Source organism: Streptomyces exfoliatus, assembly GCF_000725545.1.
Lineage (GTDB): Bacteria > Actinomycetota > Actinomycetes > Streptomycetales > Streptomycetaceae > Streptomyces > Streptomyces exfoliatus.
In genome coordinates this window covers 226211-244498 of record NZ_JNZP01000010.1, presented here as the reverse complement: position 1 = coordinate 244498, position 18288 = coordinate 226211, and the positions used below count along the sequence as shown (strand labels likewise).

General features: G+C 71.4%; 15 protein-coding genes and 1 pseudogene. 7 read left to right on the top strand and 9 right to left on the bottom strand.

The window, feature by feature from the left end; translation table 11 throughout:
* Positions 1–4: 4 nt before the first annotated feature.
* The 4 genes from IO20_RS0113210 to IO20_RS0113195 form a co-directional block, all read right to left on the bottom strand.
* Positions 5–859, bottom strand: coding sequence for a carbohydrate ABC transporter permease (locus IO20_RS0113210; protein WP_030211448.1), 855 nt, complete (start codon positions 857–859; stop codon positions 5–7).
* On the bottom strand, positions 856–1773 hold the full coding sequence (locus IO20_RS0113205) for a carbohydrate ABC transporter permease (protein WP_037635317.1): 918 nt from the start codon (positions 1771–1773) through the stop codon (positions 856–858). Before IO20_RS0113205 ends, IO20_RS0113210 begins: the two co-directional genes overlap by 4 nt.
* A gap of 4 nt (positions 1774–1777) precedes the next feature.
* Complete coding sequence (locus IO20_RS0113200) at positions 1778–3094, bottom strand: ABC transporter substrate-binding protein (RefSeq protein ID WP_030549185.1); 1317 nt, start codon at positions 3092–3094, stop codon at positions 1778–1780.
* 101 nt (positions 3095–3195) lie between these two features.
* Positions 3196–4320, bottom strand: a complete 1125-nt coding sequence (locus IO20_RS0113195; RefSeq protein WP_030549183.1) for a LacI family DNA-binding transcriptional regulator — start codon at positions 4318–4320, stop codon at positions 3196–3198.
* 164 nt (positions 4321–4484) lie between these two features.
* Between IO20_RS0113195 and IO20_RS0113190 the strand changes: the two genes are divergently transcribed.
* Positions 4485–6299, top strand: a complete 1815-nt coding sequence (locus tag IO20_RS0113190) for a DUF2264 domain-containing protein (protein WP_030549181.1) — start codon at positions 4485–4487, stop codon at positions 6297–6299.
* 11 nt (positions 6300–6310) lie between these two features.
* On the opposite strand, the gene IO20_RS0113185 is transcribed toward IO20_RS0113190, so the two are convergent.
* Positions 6311–7084 carry an SDR family NAD(P)-dependent oxidoreductase gene (locus tag IO20_RS0113185; RefSeq protein ID WP_030211438.1) on the bottom strand — a complete coding sequence of 258 codons (774 nt, stop codon included), beginning with the start codon at positions 7082–7084 and terminating at the stop codon, positions 6311–6313.
* A complete protein-coding gene (locus tag IO20_RS0113180) occupies positions 7081–7788 on the bottom strand; it encodes an MOSC domain-containing protein (protein WP_030549180.1) in 708 nt (235 codons plus the stop codon). The genes IO20_RS0113185 and IO20_RS0113180 overlap by 4 nt, the downstream gene beginning before the upstream one ends.
* An 81-nt stretch (positions 7789–7869) precedes the next feature.
* On the opposite strand from IO20_RS0113180, the gene IO20_RS0113175 reads away from it, so the two are divergent.
* Positions 7870–8763 (top strand): LysR family transcriptional regulator, encoded by an 894-nt coding sequence (locus IO20_RS0113175; protein ID WP_030549179.1) that lies wholly within the window; start codon positions 7870–7872, stop codon positions 8761–8763.
* A gap of 279 nt (positions 8764–9042) precedes the next feature.
* On the opposite strand, the pseudogene IO20_RS41340 reads toward IO20_RS0113175, so the two are convergent.
* A pseudogene (locus IO20_RS41340) lies at positions 9043–9369 on the bottom strand (WhiB family transcriptional regulator); the annotation flags it as partial.
* 433 nt (positions 9370–9802) lie between these two features.
* On the opposite strand from IO20_RS41340, the gene IO20_RS0113165 reads away from it, so the two are divergent.
* The 4 genes from IO20_RS0113165 to IO20_RS0113150 all read left to right on the top strand — a co-directional run bounded on the left by IO20_RS0113165 (position 9803) and on the right by IO20_RS0113150 (position 14134).
* Positions 9803–10414: a response regulator transcription factor gene (locus tag IO20_RS0113165; RefSeq protein WP_003948568.1), complete on the top strand. Its 612-nt coding sequence runs from the start codon at positions 9803–9805 to the stop codon at positions 10412–10414.
* 243 nt (positions 10415–10657) lie between these two features.
* Positions 10658–11260 (top strand): sigma-70 family RNA polymerase sigma factor, encoded by a 603-nt coding sequence (locus IO20_RS0113160; RefSeq protein ID WP_030211429.1) that lies wholly within the window; start codon positions 10658–10660, stop codon positions 11258–11260.
* Between the two features lie 140 nt (positions 11261–11400).
* Entirely contained in the window at positions 11401–12903 is a 1503-nt protein-coding gene (guaB, locus tag IO20_RS0113155; protein ID WP_030211427.1) for an IMP dehydrogenase, read from the top strand.
* Between the two features lie 106 nt (positions 12904–13009).
* Entirely contained in the window at positions 13010–14134 is a 1125-nt protein-coding gene (locus IO20_RS0113150) for a GuaB3 family IMP dehydrogenase-related protein (protein ID WP_030549176.1), read from the top strand.
* Positions 14135–14200: 66 nt separating this feature from the next.
* Here IO20_RS0113150 and IO20_RS0113145 read toward each other — a convergent pair whose 3' ends face one another.
* Together IO20_RS0113145 and IO20_RS0113140 are read right to left on the bottom strand one after the other, a co-directional pair.
* On the bottom strand, positions 14201–14695 hold the full coding sequence (locus IO20_RS0113145) for a hypothetical protein (protein WP_030549171.1): 495 nt from the start codon (positions 14693–14695) through the stop codon (positions 14201–14203).
* A 217-nt stretch (positions 14696–14912) separates the two neighbouring features.
* Complete coding sequence (locus tag IO20_RS0113140) at positions 14913–16154, bottom strand: nucleotide sugar dehydrogenase (protein ID WP_030549170.1); 1242 nt, start codon at positions 16152–16154, stop codon at positions 14913–14915.
* Positions 16155–16505: 351 nt separating this feature from the next.
* On the opposite strand from IO20_RS0113140, the gene IO20_RS0113135 reads away from it, so the two are divergent.
* The gene (locus IO20_RS0113135) at positions 16506–18212 is read left to right on the top strand and encodes a glycerol-3-phosphate dehydrogenase/oxidase (protein WP_030549169.1); all 1707 of its coding nucleotides are present in this window, start codon (positions 16506–16508) and stop codon (positions 18210–18212) included.
* Positions 18213–18288 lie beyond the last annotated feature (76 nt).

Here is an 18288-nt window from a genome sequence, read left to right as displayed (position 1 = left end):
CTCCTCACTTGACGCTGCCGGCCGTCAGACCGGCCTTCCAGTGGCGCTGGAGGGAGACGAAGGCGACGACGAGGGGGACGACGGCGAGCAGGGATCCGGTGACGACGAGGGGGTAGTAGTCGGGTTCGGCGTGGGCGTTGCTGTTCCACGCGTACAGCCCGAGGCTCAGCGGGTACAGCTTCTGGTCCGACAGCATCACCAGGGGGAGGAAGAAGTTGTTCCACACGGCGGTGAACTGGAAGAGGAAGACGGTCACGAAGCCGGGCATGACCATGCGCAGACCGATGGACCAGAAGACGCGCAGCTCGCCCGCTCCGTCGATACGGGCTGCCTCCAGGGCCTCGTCGGGGATGTAGCCGGCGCAGAAGACCCGGGACAGGTAGACGCCGAAGGGGTTGACGAGGACGGGGATGAGGACGGCCCAGTAGGTGTTGACGACGCCGACCTCGCTGGCCAGGAGGTACATCGGCAGGGCGAGCGCCGTGGTGGGGACGAGCACGCCGAGCAGGACGAGGCCGAAGAGCTTCTCCTTGCCCTTGAAGTCGTAGACGTGGAAGGCGTACCCGGCGGCGACGCTGACGAACGAGCAGGCGAGGGCGCCGACTCCGGCGTAGAGGAGGCTGTTCAGGTACCAGTGGAAGTAGATGCCGTCGTTGTACTCGGCGAGCCGGGTGAGGTTGCCGCCCAGGTCGAAGCCCTCGAAGGAGAAGGCGTTTCCGGCGAGGAGGCCGCCGGCGTCCTTGGTGGCGGCGGTGAGCAGCCACACGAGTGGGAAGAGCATGTAGACGACGGCGAGGAGGAGGGAGCCGTTGACGGCCGTCTTGGAGAGCCATCGGTTCGGGGTGCGGGGGCCGCTCATGCCGTGCGCTCCCTTCGGGCCGTGCCCGCCGTGCCCGCCTTGCGGCGACCGGTCAGCCTGGTGACGGCGAAGGAGAGCAGCGCCGCCGTCAGGGCGAGGAGTACGGAGGCGGCGGCGGCGAGTCCGTAGTCGTTGCGGTCGAAGGCCGCGGTGTAGGCGTACATGTTCGGCGTCCAGGTGGAGGTGACGGCGGATCCGGTGCCCTTGTTGAGGATCAGCGGCTCGGTGAAGAGCTGGAGGGAGCCGATGACCGTGAAGAGGCCGACCATCGCGAGGGAGGCCTTGACGAGCGGGATCTTGACGGAGAAGGCGATGCGCCAGGCGCCGGCCCCGTCGACGGTGGCCGCTTCGAGGACGGAGCGGTCGATGGCCTGGAGGGCCGCGTAGAAGATGACCATGTTGTAGCCGAGCCATTCCCACAGGGCGATGTTGATGATGGAGGGCAGGGCGCCTTCGGGGGAGAAGAAGTCGAAGCCGATGCCTCCGGCCTCCATGGCCTGGACGACCGGGCTGAGTTGGGGCGTGTAGAGGTAGACCCAGATCAGGGCGGCGATGATGCCGGGGACGGCGTGCGGCAGGAAGAGCGCGAGCTGGAAGAAGCGGCGGGCGCGGGCGAGTGCCGAGTCGAGCAGGAGGGCGAGGCCGAGGGCTCCGGCGAGCAGCAGCGGGATGTAGAACAGGCAGTATCCGAGCAGGACGCCGAAGCCCTCGCGGAAGGCCCGGTCACCCAGCGCCGCGGTGTAGTTGTCGAGGCCGGTGAAGACGGTCTCGGTGCCGCCGAAGCCCAGTCCGGACTGCTTCTCGGTGAAGAGGCTGAGCCAGACCGCGTATCCGATCGGCACCACCATCACCGCGGTGAAGAGCAGGAAGAAGGGGGTCAGCAGGATCGTGGCGGCGCGGGTGCGGGCCTTCATGCGGTCAGCCCTCGACCTTCAGGCCGCGCTTGGTGAGTTCGGCGACGGTGGCGTCGTGACCGGCCTTGACGGCGTCGGCGATGCCGGGGCCGCCCTGGGCGATCTTGCCGAAGTGGTCCTTGATGGTGGTGTTGGTGGTGCCGGTGGTGGGTCCCCAGGCCCAGTTGGGGCTGATGGAGGCGCCGGAGGCCTCGAAGAGGGCGTAGATGTCCTGGCCGCCGTAGTAGCTCGCGTCGAAGGCCTTCTTGGCGACGGGCCGGAGGGCGGCGGCTGCGGGGAAGGCGGAGGAGGTGCCGGAGGCGATCCGGGCCTTGACGCCGTCCTCGGTGGTGGACATCCACTCGGCGAAGGTGACGGCTGCGGCCTTCCGCTTGCTGTCCTTGGTCACGGCGAAGGAGGTGCCGCCGAGCATGCCGCTGGCGGGCTTGCCGTCCCAGCTGGGCATGGGGGCGACGGCCCACTTGCCGTTCTGCTCGGGCAGGGTGCCCTTGAGGACGCCCGCGCCCCAGGAGGCGCCGAGGTAGCCGATGGTGGTGCCGTTCTTGAGGGAGCCGGTCCACTCGGGGCTGAAGGAGGCGTTCTTGTGGACGAGTCCGGCGTCGAGGAGGCCCTGCCAGTAGGCGGTGACCTTGGTGGTGGCCGCGTCGGTGGTGTCGATCTTCCAGGTGTCGTTCTCGGCCTTGAACCACTGGGCGCCGGCCTGCCAGGCCATGGCCTCGAAGGTGGTCGGGTCGTCCGGGAAGAAGGTGGCGATACGGGCCTTGGCGTCGGCCTTCTTGACCTGCTCGGCGGCCTTCCTGAACGCGTCCCAGGTGGTGGGGACCTCGACCTTGTACTTCGCGAAGAGGTCCTTGCGGTAGAAGAAGGCCTGCGGGGCCGCGTCGAAGGGGACGGCCCAGGTCTTGCCGCCGAGGGTGGTGAGTTCGACGGTCTGCGGCAGCAGCTTGGCGCGGTCGGCCTCGGTGAACTCGCCGCCGATGTCCTGGAGGGCGCCGGAGCTGACGAACTCGGGGAGCGAGGAGTACTCGATGGAGACGAGGTCGGGGGCGTTGCCGGCCTTCACGGCGTTGGAGATCTTGGCGTAGCCGCCGGCGGTGCCGGAGGGGATCTCCTCGAACTTCACCTGGATGTCGGTGTGGGAGGCGTTGAAGGCGTCGACGACGTCCTTGGAGCCCTTGGCCCAGCCCCAGAAGGTGATGGTCACGGGCTCGTTCGACTTGTTCGCGGTGTCGTCACCGCCGCCGCCGCAGGCCGTGAGCACGGCGAGGGCGGTGGCGGTGCCGGCTATGACGCGGGACGTTCTGCTCCAACTACGGGTCACGGCACGGCTCCTGGGGACGGGCGGCTGGGAGGTTGTGGCCGTGATCCTGTGACCGTTCATGACCGAAGTCAAGAGCGAAAGATTGATTGATCGAAAAATGATCAGATTGAGGAGGTGGAGCGTGCCCCGCACGAGTCCCGCACCCGGAGCCTCGGCAGCAGGCCCAGATGGCGCCGCGCCGCCTCCTCGCCGGAGTCCTCGGAACCCGCCGCGGCACCCGCTGCGTTCTCGGAGAGTCGCTCCACCAGCAGCTCGGTGGCGTGCCGCCCCACCTGCCGCTTCGGTGGCGCGACCGCCGTCAGCGGGGTGTCGGCGAGCGCCGCGACCTCGTCGTCGTACGCGATCAGGGCCAGGTCCTGCGGCACCCGTACGCCGAGCACGGCCAGGCGCTGAACGATCTCGATCGCGTCCACGTCGTTGTGGACCAGGGCCGCGCTCGCGAGCCCCGAGCCGACCGCCTCGTGCAGCGCCCGCACGGCCCGCTCGAAGCCCTCCGGGTCCGCCTCCGCCGGTACGGAGTCGATGACGGGCCGCGGCTCCGTGAGGCCCAGCGTCCCGAGCGCCTCGGCGTAGCCGGCACGCACCGCGAGCGCGGTCGGGGAGTCCCGGCGCGCCACGAGCAGCGGCGTCGAGTGACCGAGGTCGAGCAGGTGGCGCAGGGCGAGCAGGACGCCGTGGCCGTGGTCCGAGGCCACCCGGTCCAGGCCGTCCAGCGGGCTGCCGGGCTCGGCCCTGCGCTCCAGGAGCACGGCCGGTACGGGAAGCTCGGCGAGCCAGTCCCCGTACGCGAGCCGGTCCTCGGGACCCCGCCAGCCGGGCGCGACGAGGACGCCCTCGGCGCCCGCCGCGAGCAGCCCCTCGGTGCGGGCCCTGTCCTCCTCCGGCCGGTAGTCGGAGACGCGGAGCACCAGCCGGGCGCCCGCCCGGGCGGCGGCCTCGTGCGCCCCCCGGATGACCTCGGCGAAGTAGTAGGTGGCGGAGGGGGCGAGCAGGCCGATGACCAGGCCCTCGCCGGACCGCCCGCCGCTTGCGCCCTGGCGGCGCGGCCAGGAGACCTGGCCGTGCACCCGGTCGATCAGGCCCCGGCCGGACAGGACCTCGACGTCGCGGCGGGCGGTGACGGGGGAGACCCCGAGCCGTTCGGCCAGCTCGGCGACGCGGGCGGTGCCGCGCTCGCGGACCAGGGCCAGCAGTCGGTCGTGTCGTTCGGCGGCACTCTCGCGCACGGTGCGGTTCCCCCTCGCGTGGTGGTGGTCTGTCGACCCTAGCCCAGGAATGATCGAACGACACTTGTTTCGATCATTCGCTCTGAATCTCTTGACGTCCGATCGAAGCCTGTCCAGGATTCCGGGCGACGCAGACGTCACCCAGGCAGCCCTCAGGGAGCATCATGCCCACGCCGCCCGAGAACCGTGAGCTCAGCCCGTACACCGGCTGGACGCGTGCCCACTGGGAGGCCACGGCCGACCGACTCCTCCTGGCCGTACGCCCCTTCGCCTCGCCGGAACGTGCGCTGATCGGCCTTCCAGGGCCCCGCCCCAGCTGGTCCGGAACCCGGTCCGACGGCCTGGAGGGCTGGGCCCGCACCTTCCTCCTCGCCGCACTCAGGGTCGCGGGCGCCGGGGGAGCGGACCCGCTCGGCCACCTGGACCGGTACGCCGAGGGGCTCACGGCCGGCACCCGCGAGCCGGGGACCGAAGGCCCCGACAGCTGGCCCCTCACCACCGGCACCCGCCAGGCGGTCGTCGAAGCCGCCTCCGTCGCCCTCGGCCTCCGCCTCACCCGCCCCTGGCTCTGGGACCGGCTCGACGACCGCACCCGCGAACAGGTCGCCGACTGGCTCCGCCCCGCCCTCGGGCCGTCCCCCGTCGACAACAACTGGTGGCTCTTCGGCCTCACCGTCGCGGGCTTCCTCCAGGACGCGGGCGTCGACACCGACCGCGCCGCCGCCACCATCGACCGCTCCCTCGCCCGCATCGAGCACTGGTACCTCGGCGACGGCTGGTACAGCGACGGCGACAACCGCGCCTTCGACCACTACAACGCCTGGGCCCTGCACTTCTACCCCGTGCTCCACGCCCACCTCGCCGGCGACCGGGCGCTCCTCGACCGGTACGGGCCCCGCCTGCGCGCCCATCTCGACGACTACGTCCACCTCTTCGACGCGGACGGCGCCCCCCTCCCGTACGGGAGGTCCCTGATCTACCGCTTCGCCGCGGCCGCGGCGCCCTGGCTCGGCACCCTCACCGGGCACACCCCGCTCATGCCCGGCGCCACCCGCCGTCTCGCCTCCGGCACCCTGCGGTACTTCCTCGACCGGGGCGCCACCGACACGAGCGGGCTCCTCACCCTCGGCTGGCACGGCCCGTACCCGCAGCTGGTCCAGGACTACTCGGGACCCGGCTCCCCCTACTGGGCGTCCAAGGGCTTCCTCGGTCTCCTCCTGCCCGCGGGCCACCCCGCCTGGACCGACCCCGAGGAACCCCTGCCCGCCGAACGCGCCGACACCGTGCGCCCCTTCGCCCCGGCCGGGCTGCTCGTCCAGACGACCGCCGCCGACGGACTCGTACGCCTCCACAACCACGGCAGCAACCATGTGCACAGCGCCGAGCCGGGCGGCGAGGACGACCCCGGATACGCCCGTCACGCCTATTCGACCCGTACGGGACCCAGTACGGGAACCGCGCCCGCCGACAACCACTTCGCCCTGCTGCCGGACGGCGGCCCGGTCACCGCCCGCGGCCCCGCCACCCCGCTCGGCACCGGTCCCGACCGGGCCGCCTCCGTCCACCGTCCGCTGCCCGGCGTCCGGGTGGTCTCCGCGACGCTCGCCCACGGCCGCGCCGAGGTCCGCGCCCACCTCGTGCTCGGCGCCCCGGAAGGGACTCCCGTACGGCAGACCGGCTGGGCCGCCACCCCCGACGGGCCGCACGCCCAGCTCCACCCGGTCCACGGCTACGACCCCGGGGTGGCCGAACTCCCCACCGGGGAGACCCTTCAGGGGCCCGGCAGCCGGACCCTCGCCCTCCACGGCACCACGACGGGCCCGGCGACCCTCTTCGTGGCCCTCGCCTCACTCACCGCCGAACCAGGCCCCGCCCCGGTGGCCGACCTCGCGGACGTCCGGGTCGCCGGCCACCTGCTGAGCGTGACCTGGCAGAACGGAACCACCACCCGACTGGATCTCGGCGCCCTCGGGAACTGATCCGGTCCGGGTCACTTCGGCCCGTACTTGCGGCCGGCCTTCGAGGAGACCCCGCCGAGCAGGCCGCGCGGCGCCAGCTTCACCACACCCATCAGGGCCTTGTACCGGGGGTCGGGGATCGACAGCGTCTTCCCCCGCTCCAGGTCCGACAGCGCCGCCGTCACCAGCTTGTCCGCGTCGAGCCACATCCAGCCGGGAATGTTGTCCGTCCCCATCCCGGCCCGCTCGTGGAACTCGGTCCGTACGAAGCCGGGGCAGAGCGCCATCAGCCGTACCCCGCTGCCCGCCAGGTCCCGGGCGGCGCCCTGGGTGAACTGCACGACCCAGGCCTTCGACGCCCCGTACGTCCCGCGGGGCACGAAGGCAGCCACGGAGGCGACGTTCACCACGGCGCCCCTGCGGCGTTCCTTCATCGAGGCGGCGGCGGCCGAGGTCAACCGCAGCACGGCCTCGCAGTGCACCGTGAGCATCTTCAGCTCGTCGGCCATGGACACTTCGAGGAAGCGGCCCTTGTTGCCGAAGCCCGCGTTGTTCACGAGCAGGTCCACCGGCCGCTTCGGGTCCGAGAGCCGCGCCTCGACGGCGGCGATGCCCTTCTCCTCGGAGAGGTCCGCCGCGAGCACCCCGGCCTCGACGCCGTGCCGGTCGTGCAGCTCGGTCGCCTGCTCCCGGAGCCGCTTCATGTCCCGGGCCACGAGCACGACATCGTGGCCGTCCGCCGCGAGCCTCCGTGCGAAAGCGGCCCCGATGCCCGCGGTGGCGCCCGTAATCAGTGCAGTCGTCATACGGGCACGGTAGTGCCCTGCTCGTCGGCGCCGCCCGCCGCGTACTTGTCCGCGTACTGACGTGCGAGGGCGAGGAGTCCCGACTCCATCCACTCGGCGGCGGCCAACGTATGGGGCAGCAGCGTCCGTTCGGCGGTCGCGGCGCGGTGGAGCAACGCGACGGTGATGTCGTGAGCGGGCCGGTGGACGACCGTGATCGGGTCACCGGCGCGGATCTCGCCCGGCACGATCACGCGCAGCAGCGCGCCGGGACCGGCCTGGGACCGCGTGAACCGCCGGACCCAGCCCTTCTCCTCGACGAAGCCCGCGAACGTACGGCAGGGGATGCGGCCGCCGGTGACCTCCAGGACCACGTCCTCGCCGATCCGCCACCGTTCGCCGATCAGCGCCCCGTTCACGTCGAGGCCCCGGGTGGTGAGGTTCTCGCCGAAGGAGCCGTTGGCCAGCTCGCGGCCGAGCTCCCCTTCCCACAGATCCAGGTCCTCGCGGGCGAAGGCGTACGCGGCCCGGTCGTTGCCGCCGTGGAACCGCAGGTCGCAGACCGTGTCCCCGGCGAGTCCGCTCCTGCCGACACCAGGCGCCCCGGGGGCCTCGATCCGCACCGGCCCCTCGACGGGGCGCTTGTCGATGGCGGTGAGGCCGGAAGCGGCGTCGGTGTAGTCCACTGCCCTGGCGCGGCCCACATTCACACTCAGCAAGGTCATGCGGGCACCTTACGGGCACCCGCCTCAAAGCCTCCAGTGAAAATGTGCCGCTCCACCCAAGACTCGCTTATGCTGGAGCGCATGATCGAGGCACGCCATCTCCGCGTCCTGCGCGCCGTCTCCGCCACCGGCTCCTTCTCGGCCGCCGCGCGCGAACTCGGCTGCACCCAGCCCGCCGTCAGCCAGCAGATGAAGGCCCTCGAAGCCTCCGCCGGCACGCCGCTGCTGATCCGCACCGGACGCGAGATGCGCCTCACCCAGGCGGGCGAGGTCCTCGTCCGCCACGCCTCCGGCATCCTCGCCGGGCTGACCGCCGCCGAGGAGGAGGTCGCCGCCATCGCCGGGCTCCGGGCGGGCCGGGTCCGCCTGGTCTCCTTCCCCAGCGGCAGCTCCACCCTCGTCCCCACCGCGCTCGCCGCCCTGCGGGCCGCGCACCCCGGCACCCGCGTCTCGCTCGTCGAGGCCGAACCGCCGCGCTCGATCGAGATGCTCCGCGACGGCGACTGCGACGTGGCCCTCGCCTTCCGGTACGGGGCGGGGCAGGCCGAGTGGGACGACCTGGTCGTCCGCCCGCTCCTGGCCGACCGGCTGGTGGGCCTCGTCCCCGAGGGGCACCGGCTCGCCGAAGCCGCGTCGGTGGGCATCGCCGAACTCGCGGAGGAGTCCTGGATCGCGGGCTGCCCGCGCTGCCGCCGCCAGCTCGTGGACGTCTGCGAGGAGGCGGGCTTCACCCCTCGTATCGACTTCGCCACCGACGACTACCCGGCCGTGGTGGGCCTGGTCGGCGCCGGTCTGGGCGTGGCCGTCCTGCCGGAGCTGGCCATCGAGTCCGTACGGCCCAAGGGCGCGCGGACCGTGACCGTGGAGCCCGCGGTGGAGCGGGAGATCGTGGCCCTCACGCTGCCGGACCTCGCCCAGGTCCCGGCCGTCGCCGCCACGCTGGACGAACTGACCCGCGCCGCCAGGCGCGCGTAGATACGAGTCGGCGCCGTGACGCGCGCGTCGATACGAGTCGGCGCCGGGTGACGGCGCGTAAAGACGGATCGGGTCGCCACGCGCGCCTGGACACGGGTCCCGCCGCCACGCGCGCGAAGGGAAATCACGCGACGCGCGCGTGGGCGCGGTGCTGCCGTTACGCGGTTCTGCCCCTTAGTTACATGAAGAAACGTTCCTTCACATGCGCTCCACAGATGGCCGGCCCGCTGCCGACGCCGATGTCGTCATGGATGTCACGGAGGTCATGGACGCGACCGACGACGCCGACGATGCCGACGATGTTGTCGGAGCCGCGGTGATCAGGCGATTGCGCGCGCGTCCCATGAGCTCTTCGCGTTCGTCCTCGGTGAGGCCGCCCCATACGTCGTAGGGCTCCCGCACGGCGAGTGCGTGAGCCGCGCACTCCGCGCGTACCGGGCACCGCATGCAGACCTCTTTCGCCGAGTTCTCACGCGCACTCCGTGCCGCGCCGCGCTCTCCCTCGGGGTGGAAGAACAGGGAGCTGTCGACTCCGCGGCAGGCCGCGAGCAGTTGCCAGTCCCACAGATCGGCGTTGGGTCCGGGAAGGCGGGAGAAATCTGCCATTGCGCTTGTCCCCTTGAAACCGTGTCGAACGGATAGGTGGGCGGGTGGATGGCTGCGCGCCGGGGTTCCTCGGGTCCCGACAGGTCCGGTCGGTACACCTACTGTCTAAGTAGATGTAAATATGACTCATTGCGAATCTAGCCACAGACACCGCGAAAAGGGAAGAAAACCCGCTAAATGGGGCAGTACCTTTCGATGCTGGGCAGAAGGCTCGCGTCGCTCTCCTCCGCGCACGTCCCCTCACGTAGAGTGCCGAACGCTGCCATCCGACCCGTAACTCTTTCGAGTGACCGTCGTTGAGTCTGCGGAGGCGGTTGAAGGAACAAGCGATCGGGCAGGTGTCCGAGAGCGTCAATCGCACAGGTGACGATTACGTACAGCCCTGGAGGCTCAAGGTGACGCGCAACAGCTGCGAGAGCCGCGGAGGTCACGCATGACATCCGTCCTCGTCTGCGACGACTCCCCGCTTGCCCGAGAGGCGCTTCGCCGCGCGGTCGCGACCGTGCCCGGCGTCGAGCGCGTGACCACCGCGGCCAACGGCGAGGAAGTCCTCCGCCGCTGGGGCGCGGACCGCTCGGACCTGATTCTGATGGACGTACGCATGCCCGGTCTGGGCGGCGTGGAGACCGTCCGCCGGCTGCTCTCCGCGGACCCCGGCGCCCGCATCATCATGCTCACCGTCGCCGAGGACCTCGACGGCGTCGCCCTCGCGGTCGCCGCCGGCGCCCGCGGCTACCTGCACAAGGACGCCTCGCGCGCCGAACTGCGGGCCACCGTCACCCAGGCGCTGGCCGACCCGACCTGGCGGCTCGCGCCGCGCCGGCTCCGTTCGGCCGAGATGGGCGCCGCGCCCACCCTCACCGCGCGTGAGATCCAGGTCCTCGAAGGCATGAGCCACGGCAGGTCCAACGCGGAGATCGGACGCGAGCTGTTCCTGTCCGAGGACACCGTCAAGACCCACGCCCGGCGCCTCTTCAAGAAGCTGGGCGCCTCCGACCGGGCGCACGCGGTCGCCCTCGGATTCCGCTGGGGCCTGGTCCGCTGAATCGCAGGTCACCTGCCACATCCCCGTCCTCGTCCGCGTCCGTCGTGGGCTGGACGGGGTGGGCTTGTGTCACTTCCCCGCGCTATGCCGCATCCTTGAGGTGTGGAGTTCCTCGGGGACGAGTCGATCGAGCGGGAGGGGAGGGCGCGGGATATGAGCTCCGGCGCACCTGCTCATAACGCTTCGGTGCACAACTACGGACGCGGTGCCGCGAACGCAGAGGCGTCGGGGCACCATGGAGCGATGCGCGACGACGAGACCGTGGGTTCCCCCATGCCTGCCGGGCAAGGGGAGATCGGCGCGCTCGTCCATCGCGCGGTCGACGGTGACGCGCAGGCCACGCACGACCTGCTCGCCCGCGTGCACCCGCTCGCCCTGCGGTACTGCCGCACCCGCCTCAACCGGCTGCCCGGCGACGCCCGGCACTTCGTCGAGGACCTGGCCCAGGAAGTCTGCGTCGCCGTCCTGATGGCGCTGCCGCGCTACAAGGACACGGGCAGGCCCTTCGAGGCCTTCGTCTTCGCCATCGCCGGTCACAAGGTCGCCGACCTCCAGCGCGCCGCCATGCGGCACCCCGGATCCACGGCCGTGCCCTCCGACGAGATGCCCGAGCGGCCCGACGACTCCCTCGGCCCCGAGGAGCGCGCGCTCCTCAGCGACGACGCCGAGTGGGCCAAGAAGCTGCTCGCCAACCTCCCGGAGAACCAGCGCGAACTGCTCGTGCTCCGCGTCGCGGTCGGACTGACCGCCGAGGAGACCGGCCAGATGCTCGGCATGTCCCCGGGCGCCGTCCGGGTCGCCCAGCACCGCGCGCTCAGCCGGCTCAGGGCGCTGGCCGAGCAGTAAGACTCACTGGGGCTTGTCGTCCCTTTCGTACACGTGCGAACGTCCAAAGGTTTCCGCTGATCTTGATCGTGGAATGAGACACCGCTTCAGCCCGTTAGCATGGACATCCCGCACCGATCAAGGCCATTTGGGAAGGTGTCATGACTGCCAACGTCGACGGAGTGCCCGAGAAATTCGCGACACTCGGGCTGACCTACGACGACGTCCTGCTTCTGCCGGGCGCGTCCGAGGTCCTCCCGAACGCGGTCGACACCTCGTCCCGCATCTCCCGCAACGTCCGCGTGAACATCCCGCTGCTCTCGGCGGCGATGGACAAGGTCACCGAGTCCCGCATGGCCATCGCCATGGCGCGACAGGGTGGCGTGGGCGTACTGCACCGCAACCTCTCGATCGAGGACCAGGTCAACCAGGTCGACCTCGTGAAGCGCTCCGAGTCCGGCATGGTGACCGACCCGATCACCGTGCACCCGGACGCGACGCTGGCCGAGGCCGACGCGCTCTGCGCCAAGTTCCGCATCAGCGGCGTCCCGGTCACCGACCAGGCCGGCAAGCTCCTCGGCATCGTCACCAACCGCGACATGGCCTTCGAGTCGGACCGCAGCCGCCAGGTGCGCGAGGTCATGACCCCGATGCCGCTGGTCACCGGCAAGGTCGGCATCTCCGGCGTGGACGCGATGGAGCTGCTCCGCCGCCACAAGATCGAGAAGCTGCCGCTGGTCGACGACTCCGGCATCCTCAAGGGCCTCATCACGGTCAAGGACTTCGTCAAGGCCGAGAAGTACCCGCACGCCGCCAAGGACGCCGAGGGCCGGCTGCTCGTCGGCGCGGCCGTCGGCGCCAGCCCCGAAGCGCTGGAGCGCGCCCAGGGCCTGGCCGCCGCTGGCGTCGACTTCCTGATCGTCGACACCTCCCACGGCCACAACAGCAACGCCCTGAACTGGATGGCGAAGATCAAGTCCAGCGTCGGCGTCGACGTCATCGGCGGCAACGTCGCGACGCGTGACGGCGCGCAGGCCCTGATCGACGCCGGTGTCGACGGCGTCAAGGTCGGCGTCGGCCCCGGCTCCATCTGCACCACCCGCGTGGTCGCCGGCATCGGCGTCCCGCAGGTCACCGCCATCTACGAGGCGGCGCTCGCCGCCCGCGCGGCCGGCGTCCCGGTCATCGGCGACGGCGGCCTGCAGTACTCCGGAGACATCGGCAAGGCGCTCGCCGCCGGCGCCGACACCGTGATGCTGGGCAGCCTCCTCGCCGGCTGCGAGGAGTCCCCGGGCGAGCTGCAGTTCATCAACGGCAAGCAGTTCAAGTCGTACCGCGGCATGGGCTCGCTCGGCGCGATGCAGTCCCGCGGCCAGGGCCGGTCCTACTCCAAGGACCGCTACTTCCAGGCCGAGGTCGCCTCGGACGACAAGCTCGTCCCCGAGGGCATCGAGGGCCAGGTGCCCTACCGCGGCCCGCTGGCCAACGTCCTGCACCAGCTCGTGGGCGGCCTGCGCCAGACCATGGGCTACGTGGGCGCGGCCACCATCGAGGAGATGGAGTCCAAGGGCCGCTTCGTCCGGATCACGTCCGCGGGTCTCAAGGAGAGCCACCCGCACGACATCCAGATGACGGTCGAGGCACCGAACTACAGCAGGAAGTAACACAGCGCGACGCGTGGGGGCGGTTCCGGCATGTGGCCGGAGCCGCCCCTCACGCTTGTGTCGGGGATACTGGTAGGCGCAGACGTAGAGGGAAAGGCCACACATCGTGACTGAGATCGAGATCGGGCGCGGCAAGCGCGGCCGCAGGGCGTACGCGTTCGACGACATCGCCGTCGTCCCGAGCCGGCGCACCCGGGACCCGAAGGAGGTCTCGATCGCCTGGCAGATCGACGCCTACCGGTTCGAGCTGCCGTTCCTGGCCGCTCCCATGGACTCGGTCGTGTCGCCGCAGACCGCCATCCGGATCGGCGAGCTGGGCGGCCTCGGCGTCCTGAACCTGGAGGGTCTCTGGACCCGGTACGAGGACCCGCAGCCGCTGCTCGACGAGATCGCCGAGATGGACGAGGCGACCGCGACCCGCCGTCTGCAGGAGATCTACGCCGCCCCGATCAAGGAAGAGCTGATCGGGCAGCGCATCAAGGAGGTGCGCGACTCCGGTGTCGTCACCGCCGCCGCGCTCTCGCCGCAGCGCACCGCGCAGTTCTCCAAGGCCGTCGTCGACGCCGGCGTGGACATCTTCGTCATCCGCGGCACGACGGTCTCCGCCGAGCACGTCTCCGGCGCCGCGGAGCCGCTGAACCTGAAGCAGTTCATCTACGAGCTGGACGTCCCGGTCATCGTCGGTGGCTGCGCCACGTACACCGCGGCCCTGCACCTGATGCGCACCGGCGCGGCGGGTGTCCTCGTCGGCTTCGGCGGCGGTGCCGCGCACACCACCCGTAACGTGCTCGGCATCCAGGTCCCGATGGCGACCGCGGTCGCCGACGTGGCCGCGGCCCGCCGCGACTACATGGACGAGTCCGGCGGCCGGTACGTGCACGTCATCGCCGACGGCGGCGTCGGCTGGTCCGGCGACCTCCCGAAGGCCATCGCCTGCGGCGCCGACTCGGTCATGATCGGCTCCCCGCTGGCCCGCGCCACGGACGCGCCCGGCAAGGGCCACCACTGGGGCATGGAGGCCGTCCACGAGGACGTGCCGCGCGGCAAGCTGGTCGACCTGGGCATCGTCGGCACCACCGAGGAGATCCTCGCGGGCCCGTCGCACATCCCGGACGGCTCGATGAACTTCTTCGGCGCCCTGCGCCGCGCGATGGCCACGACCGGCTACAGCGAGCTCAAGGAGTTCCAGCGCGTCGAGGTCACGGTCGCGGACGCGCAGCACAAGCGCTGACGTCGTCCTGTACGCGCACGAGGGGCCCCGCACCGGGTGGTGCGGGGCCCCTCGCGTGTTCCGGGGCTATCGGGCGGACTTCTTGGCCGCCGAGAACGCGGCGAAGGCGGCCAGGGCGATGAACAGGAACGTCATGGCGTCCTTGCCCTCGTTCCAGGCCTCGGTCAGCGGCCCGAACTCGTTCAGGAACACGTCCGTGGCGGAGATGTTCAGCTCCTTGGCGACCATGACCGCGATGCCCACGAGCTGGCCGAGGTAGACGGCGCCGAGGGACAGCACCGCGCTGGCGATCGGCAGGACGGGGTTGCGGCCGCCCACCTTGCCGGCGGCGAGACCGACGAGGAAGCCGACACCGATGGCGGCCCAGCCGATCTCCCGCTCGATGCCGCCCATGACGGCTCCGTAGATCCCGCCCGCGACGAGCCCCGCGACCAGGGCGGCCAGCAGGCCGAGCCCCACGTTGTCGCGGACTGGCGCGGGCGGCGGTGCCATCGGGTAGGGCTCGGGTGCGGCGCCGCCGGCGAACGGGTTGCCGGGCGGCGGCGGAACGGGCTGGCTCATCTGTGGATCCCCCCAGGGAACGGTGAAGCACGTGGAACGGCTGGGCTTGAAGGCGCGTCAGCCGGTGAGCGCCGCGACCAGCGGCGCGAGGACGATCCCGAACCCGACCAGGGCCCGTACGGCCCCCGGGACGGTGCGCGCGTGGGACGGTGCGCGCGGTGGTCCCGGAGGCTAGCAGTTGCTCATGACAACGGCATAGGCCTTTTGCGGGCCCGCCTCAGAGCCGGTGGGCGGCGCCGCCCGGGGTGGCGCCTCGGGTGTCGAGGAGGAGTTGGGCCTTCACGGAGAGGCCCTGGAGGTCGTACGTGCGGTGGTGCTGGAGAAGGACCGTCAGGTCGGCGTGGGCGGCGGCCTCGTAGAGGGAGTCGGCGCGCGGGACGGGGAGTTCGCGGACGCGCCAGTCCGGGACGTGCGGGTCGTGGTAGCTGACGGCCGCGCCCAGGTCCATGAGGCGGCGGGCGATCTCGTCGGCGGGGGAGCCCTGGCGGTCGGGGAGGTCCGGCTTGTACGTGATCCCCAGGAGGAGGATCCGGGCGCCGCGGGCCGACTTGCCGTGCTCGTTCAGGAGGGTGGCGGCGCGCTGGACCACGTACCGCGGCATGCGTTCGTTGACCTGGCCCGCGAGTTCGACGAGGCGGAGCGGCCGGTGGGCGCCGACGGTGTCGACGGGGACGCCGTGGCCGCCCACCCCCGGTCCGGGGCGGAAGGCCTGGAAGCCGAAGGGCTTGGTCTCGGCGCAGCGGATGACGTCCCACAGGTCGACGCCGAGTTCGTGGCAGAGGACCGCCATCTCGTTGACCAGGGCGATGTTGACGTGCCGGAAGTTGGTCTCCAGGAGCTTGACCGTCTCCGCCTCGCGGGGGCCACGCGCGCGTACCACCTTGTCGGTGAGCCGGCCGTAGAAGGCGGCCGCCGCTTCGGTGCAGGCCGGGGTGAGGCCGCCGATGACCTTGGGGGTGCCGGCGAAGCCGTGTGTACGGCTGCCGGGGTCGAGGCGGCCGGGTGAGTACGCGAGGTGGAAGTCGCGTCCGGCGCGGAGGCCGGAGCCCGTCTCGAGGAGCTCGCGGAGCAGACCCTCGGTGGTGCCCGGGGGGACCGGGGACTCCAGGAGGACGGTGGTGTGGGGGCGCAGCCGGGCGGCGAGTGCGCGGGCCGCGTCGGTGACGGCGGTGAGGTCCAGGGCGCGGTCGGGGCCGAGGGGGGTCGGTGCGCAGAGGACGGCGGTACGGACCCGGCCGAGTTCGGCGGGGTCGGCGGTCGGCCGGAAACCGCCGGCGAGCATGCGGCGGATCTCGGGCACGGTCAGCGGGCCGTCGACCGGGGACCGGCCGGCGGCGAGTTCGGCGACGGGGCGGGGATCGGTGTCGTAGCCGATGGTGTCGACGCCTGCGGCGGTGGCGGCCTGGGCGAGGGGGAGTCCGTGGTGGCCGAGGCCGATGACGGCGAGATCAGCGGGCATGGGGGTGGGCCGTCCTTCCCAGTAGCCGGAGGGGACGCGACGCGCAAGCCCTGGTGGACAGAACGGGTCGAGCGCAATGTCAGACTAGGCGTAAATATGACCGATATGCGGCATTGTGGGGCCGCAGGTCGTCGAGTGTTATCCACAGGTCGGTGGCGAGGCGGTGGCTGAAGTCGCGGGGGCGGGCCAGAATCAAGCTGTGAGCCGGACCACATGGAAGGGCCCGGTTCGCGGCATGTGCGCGGGTTCGTGTGCGCTGGGTTCGTGCGTGTACGACGGCTCGTGCGGCGCGTGCTCGTGCGGTTCGTGCGGCTCGTGCGGGACAGACGGGGGACGACGGGAGGCGGCAGCGTGAGGACAGCGACACTGGGACCCACCGAGCGCGTGGAGGCGCTCGCGGCCATGGCGGAGCGCGAACTGGACGTGCTGGTCGTCGGCGCGGGAGTCGTCGGCGCCGGAACGGCGCTGGACGCCGCCACGAGAGGGCTCTCCACCGGCATCGTCGAGGCCCGTGACTGGGCCTCCGGCACATCGAGCCGGTCCAGCAAGCTCATCCACGGCGGCCTGCGCTACCTGGAGATGCTGGACTTCGCCCTGGTCAGGGAGGCCCTCAAGGAGCGCGGACTGCTTCTCGAACGGCTCGCGCCCCACCTGGTGAAGCCGGTCCCCTTCCTCTATCCGCTCCAGCACAAGGGCTGGGAGCGGTTCTACGCCGGCTCCGGAGTCGCGCTGTACGACGCGATGTCACTCTCCTCGGGCCACGGCCGCGGCCTCCCCGTCCACCGGCACCTCTCCCGGCGCCACGCCCTGCGCGTCGCCCCCTGCCTCAAGAAGGACGCCCTGGTCGGCGCCCTCCAGTACTACGACGCCCAGATGGACGACGCCCGCTTCGTCACCACCCTCGTACGCACCGCCGCCTCCTACGGCGCCCGGGCCGCCAGCAGGGCCCGCGTCATCGGCTTCCTGCGGGAGGGCGAGCGGGTCGTCGGCGCCCGCGTCCAGGACGTCGAGGGCGGTGTCGCGTACGAGATCAGGGCGAAGCAGATCGTCAACGCCACCGGGGTGTGGACCGACGACACCCAGGCACTCATCGCGGAGCGCGGCCAGTTCCACGTCCGCGCCTCCAAGGGCATCCACCTCGTCGTCCCCAAGGACCGCATCCACTCCGCCACCGGTCTGATCCTGCGCACGGAGAAGTCCGTGCTCTTCGTGATCCCCTGGGGACGTCACTGGATCGTCGGAACCACCGACACCGAATGGGACCTCGACAAGGCCCACCCGGCCGCGTCCAGCGCCGACATCGACTACCTCCTGGAGCACGTGAACACGGTGCTCGCCACCCCTCTCACCCGCGACGACGTCCAGGGCGTCTACGCGGGCCTGCGGCCCCTGCTCGCCGGCGAGTCGGACGCCACGAGCAAGCTGTCGCGCGAACACACCGTCGCCCACCCGGTCCCCGGTCTCGTCGTGGTGGCCGGCGGCAAGTACACGACGTACCGCGTCATGGCGAAGGACGCCGTCGACGAGGCGGTGCACGGCCTCGACCAGCGTGTCGCCCCGTGCGTCACCGAGGACACTCCGCTGCTCGGCGCCGAGGGCTACCGGGCCCTGTGGAACGCGCGGGCCAGGATCGCCGCGCGCACCGGTCTCCATGTCGTCCGGGTCGAGCATCTCCTCAACCGGTACGGCTCCCTGACGGAGGAGATCCTCGACCTCGTCCGTGCGGATGCCTCGCTCGGCGAACCGCTCGCGGCGGCCGACGACTACCTCCGCGCCGAAATCGTCTACGCCGCCTCGCACGAGGGGGCCCGCCACCTCGACGACGTGCTCACCCGGCGGACCAGGATCTCCATCGAGACCTTCGACCGGGGCACGCTCAGCGCCCGGGAGTGCGCGGAACTCATGGCGCCGGTCCTCGGCTGGGACGACCGTCAGATCGCGAAGGAGGTCGAGCACTACGAGAAGCGCGTCCAGGCGGAACGCGAGTCGCAGCGGCAGCCCGACGACCTGACCGCGGATGCCGCGCGGCTCGGCGCGCCGGACATCGTGCCGATCTGACAGGACCTCCGGGTCTCCTGCGTCCGGTGGGGAACCTGGGGGGCGTGTGGGGGCGTCGTCATCCCGGAGTACGGAC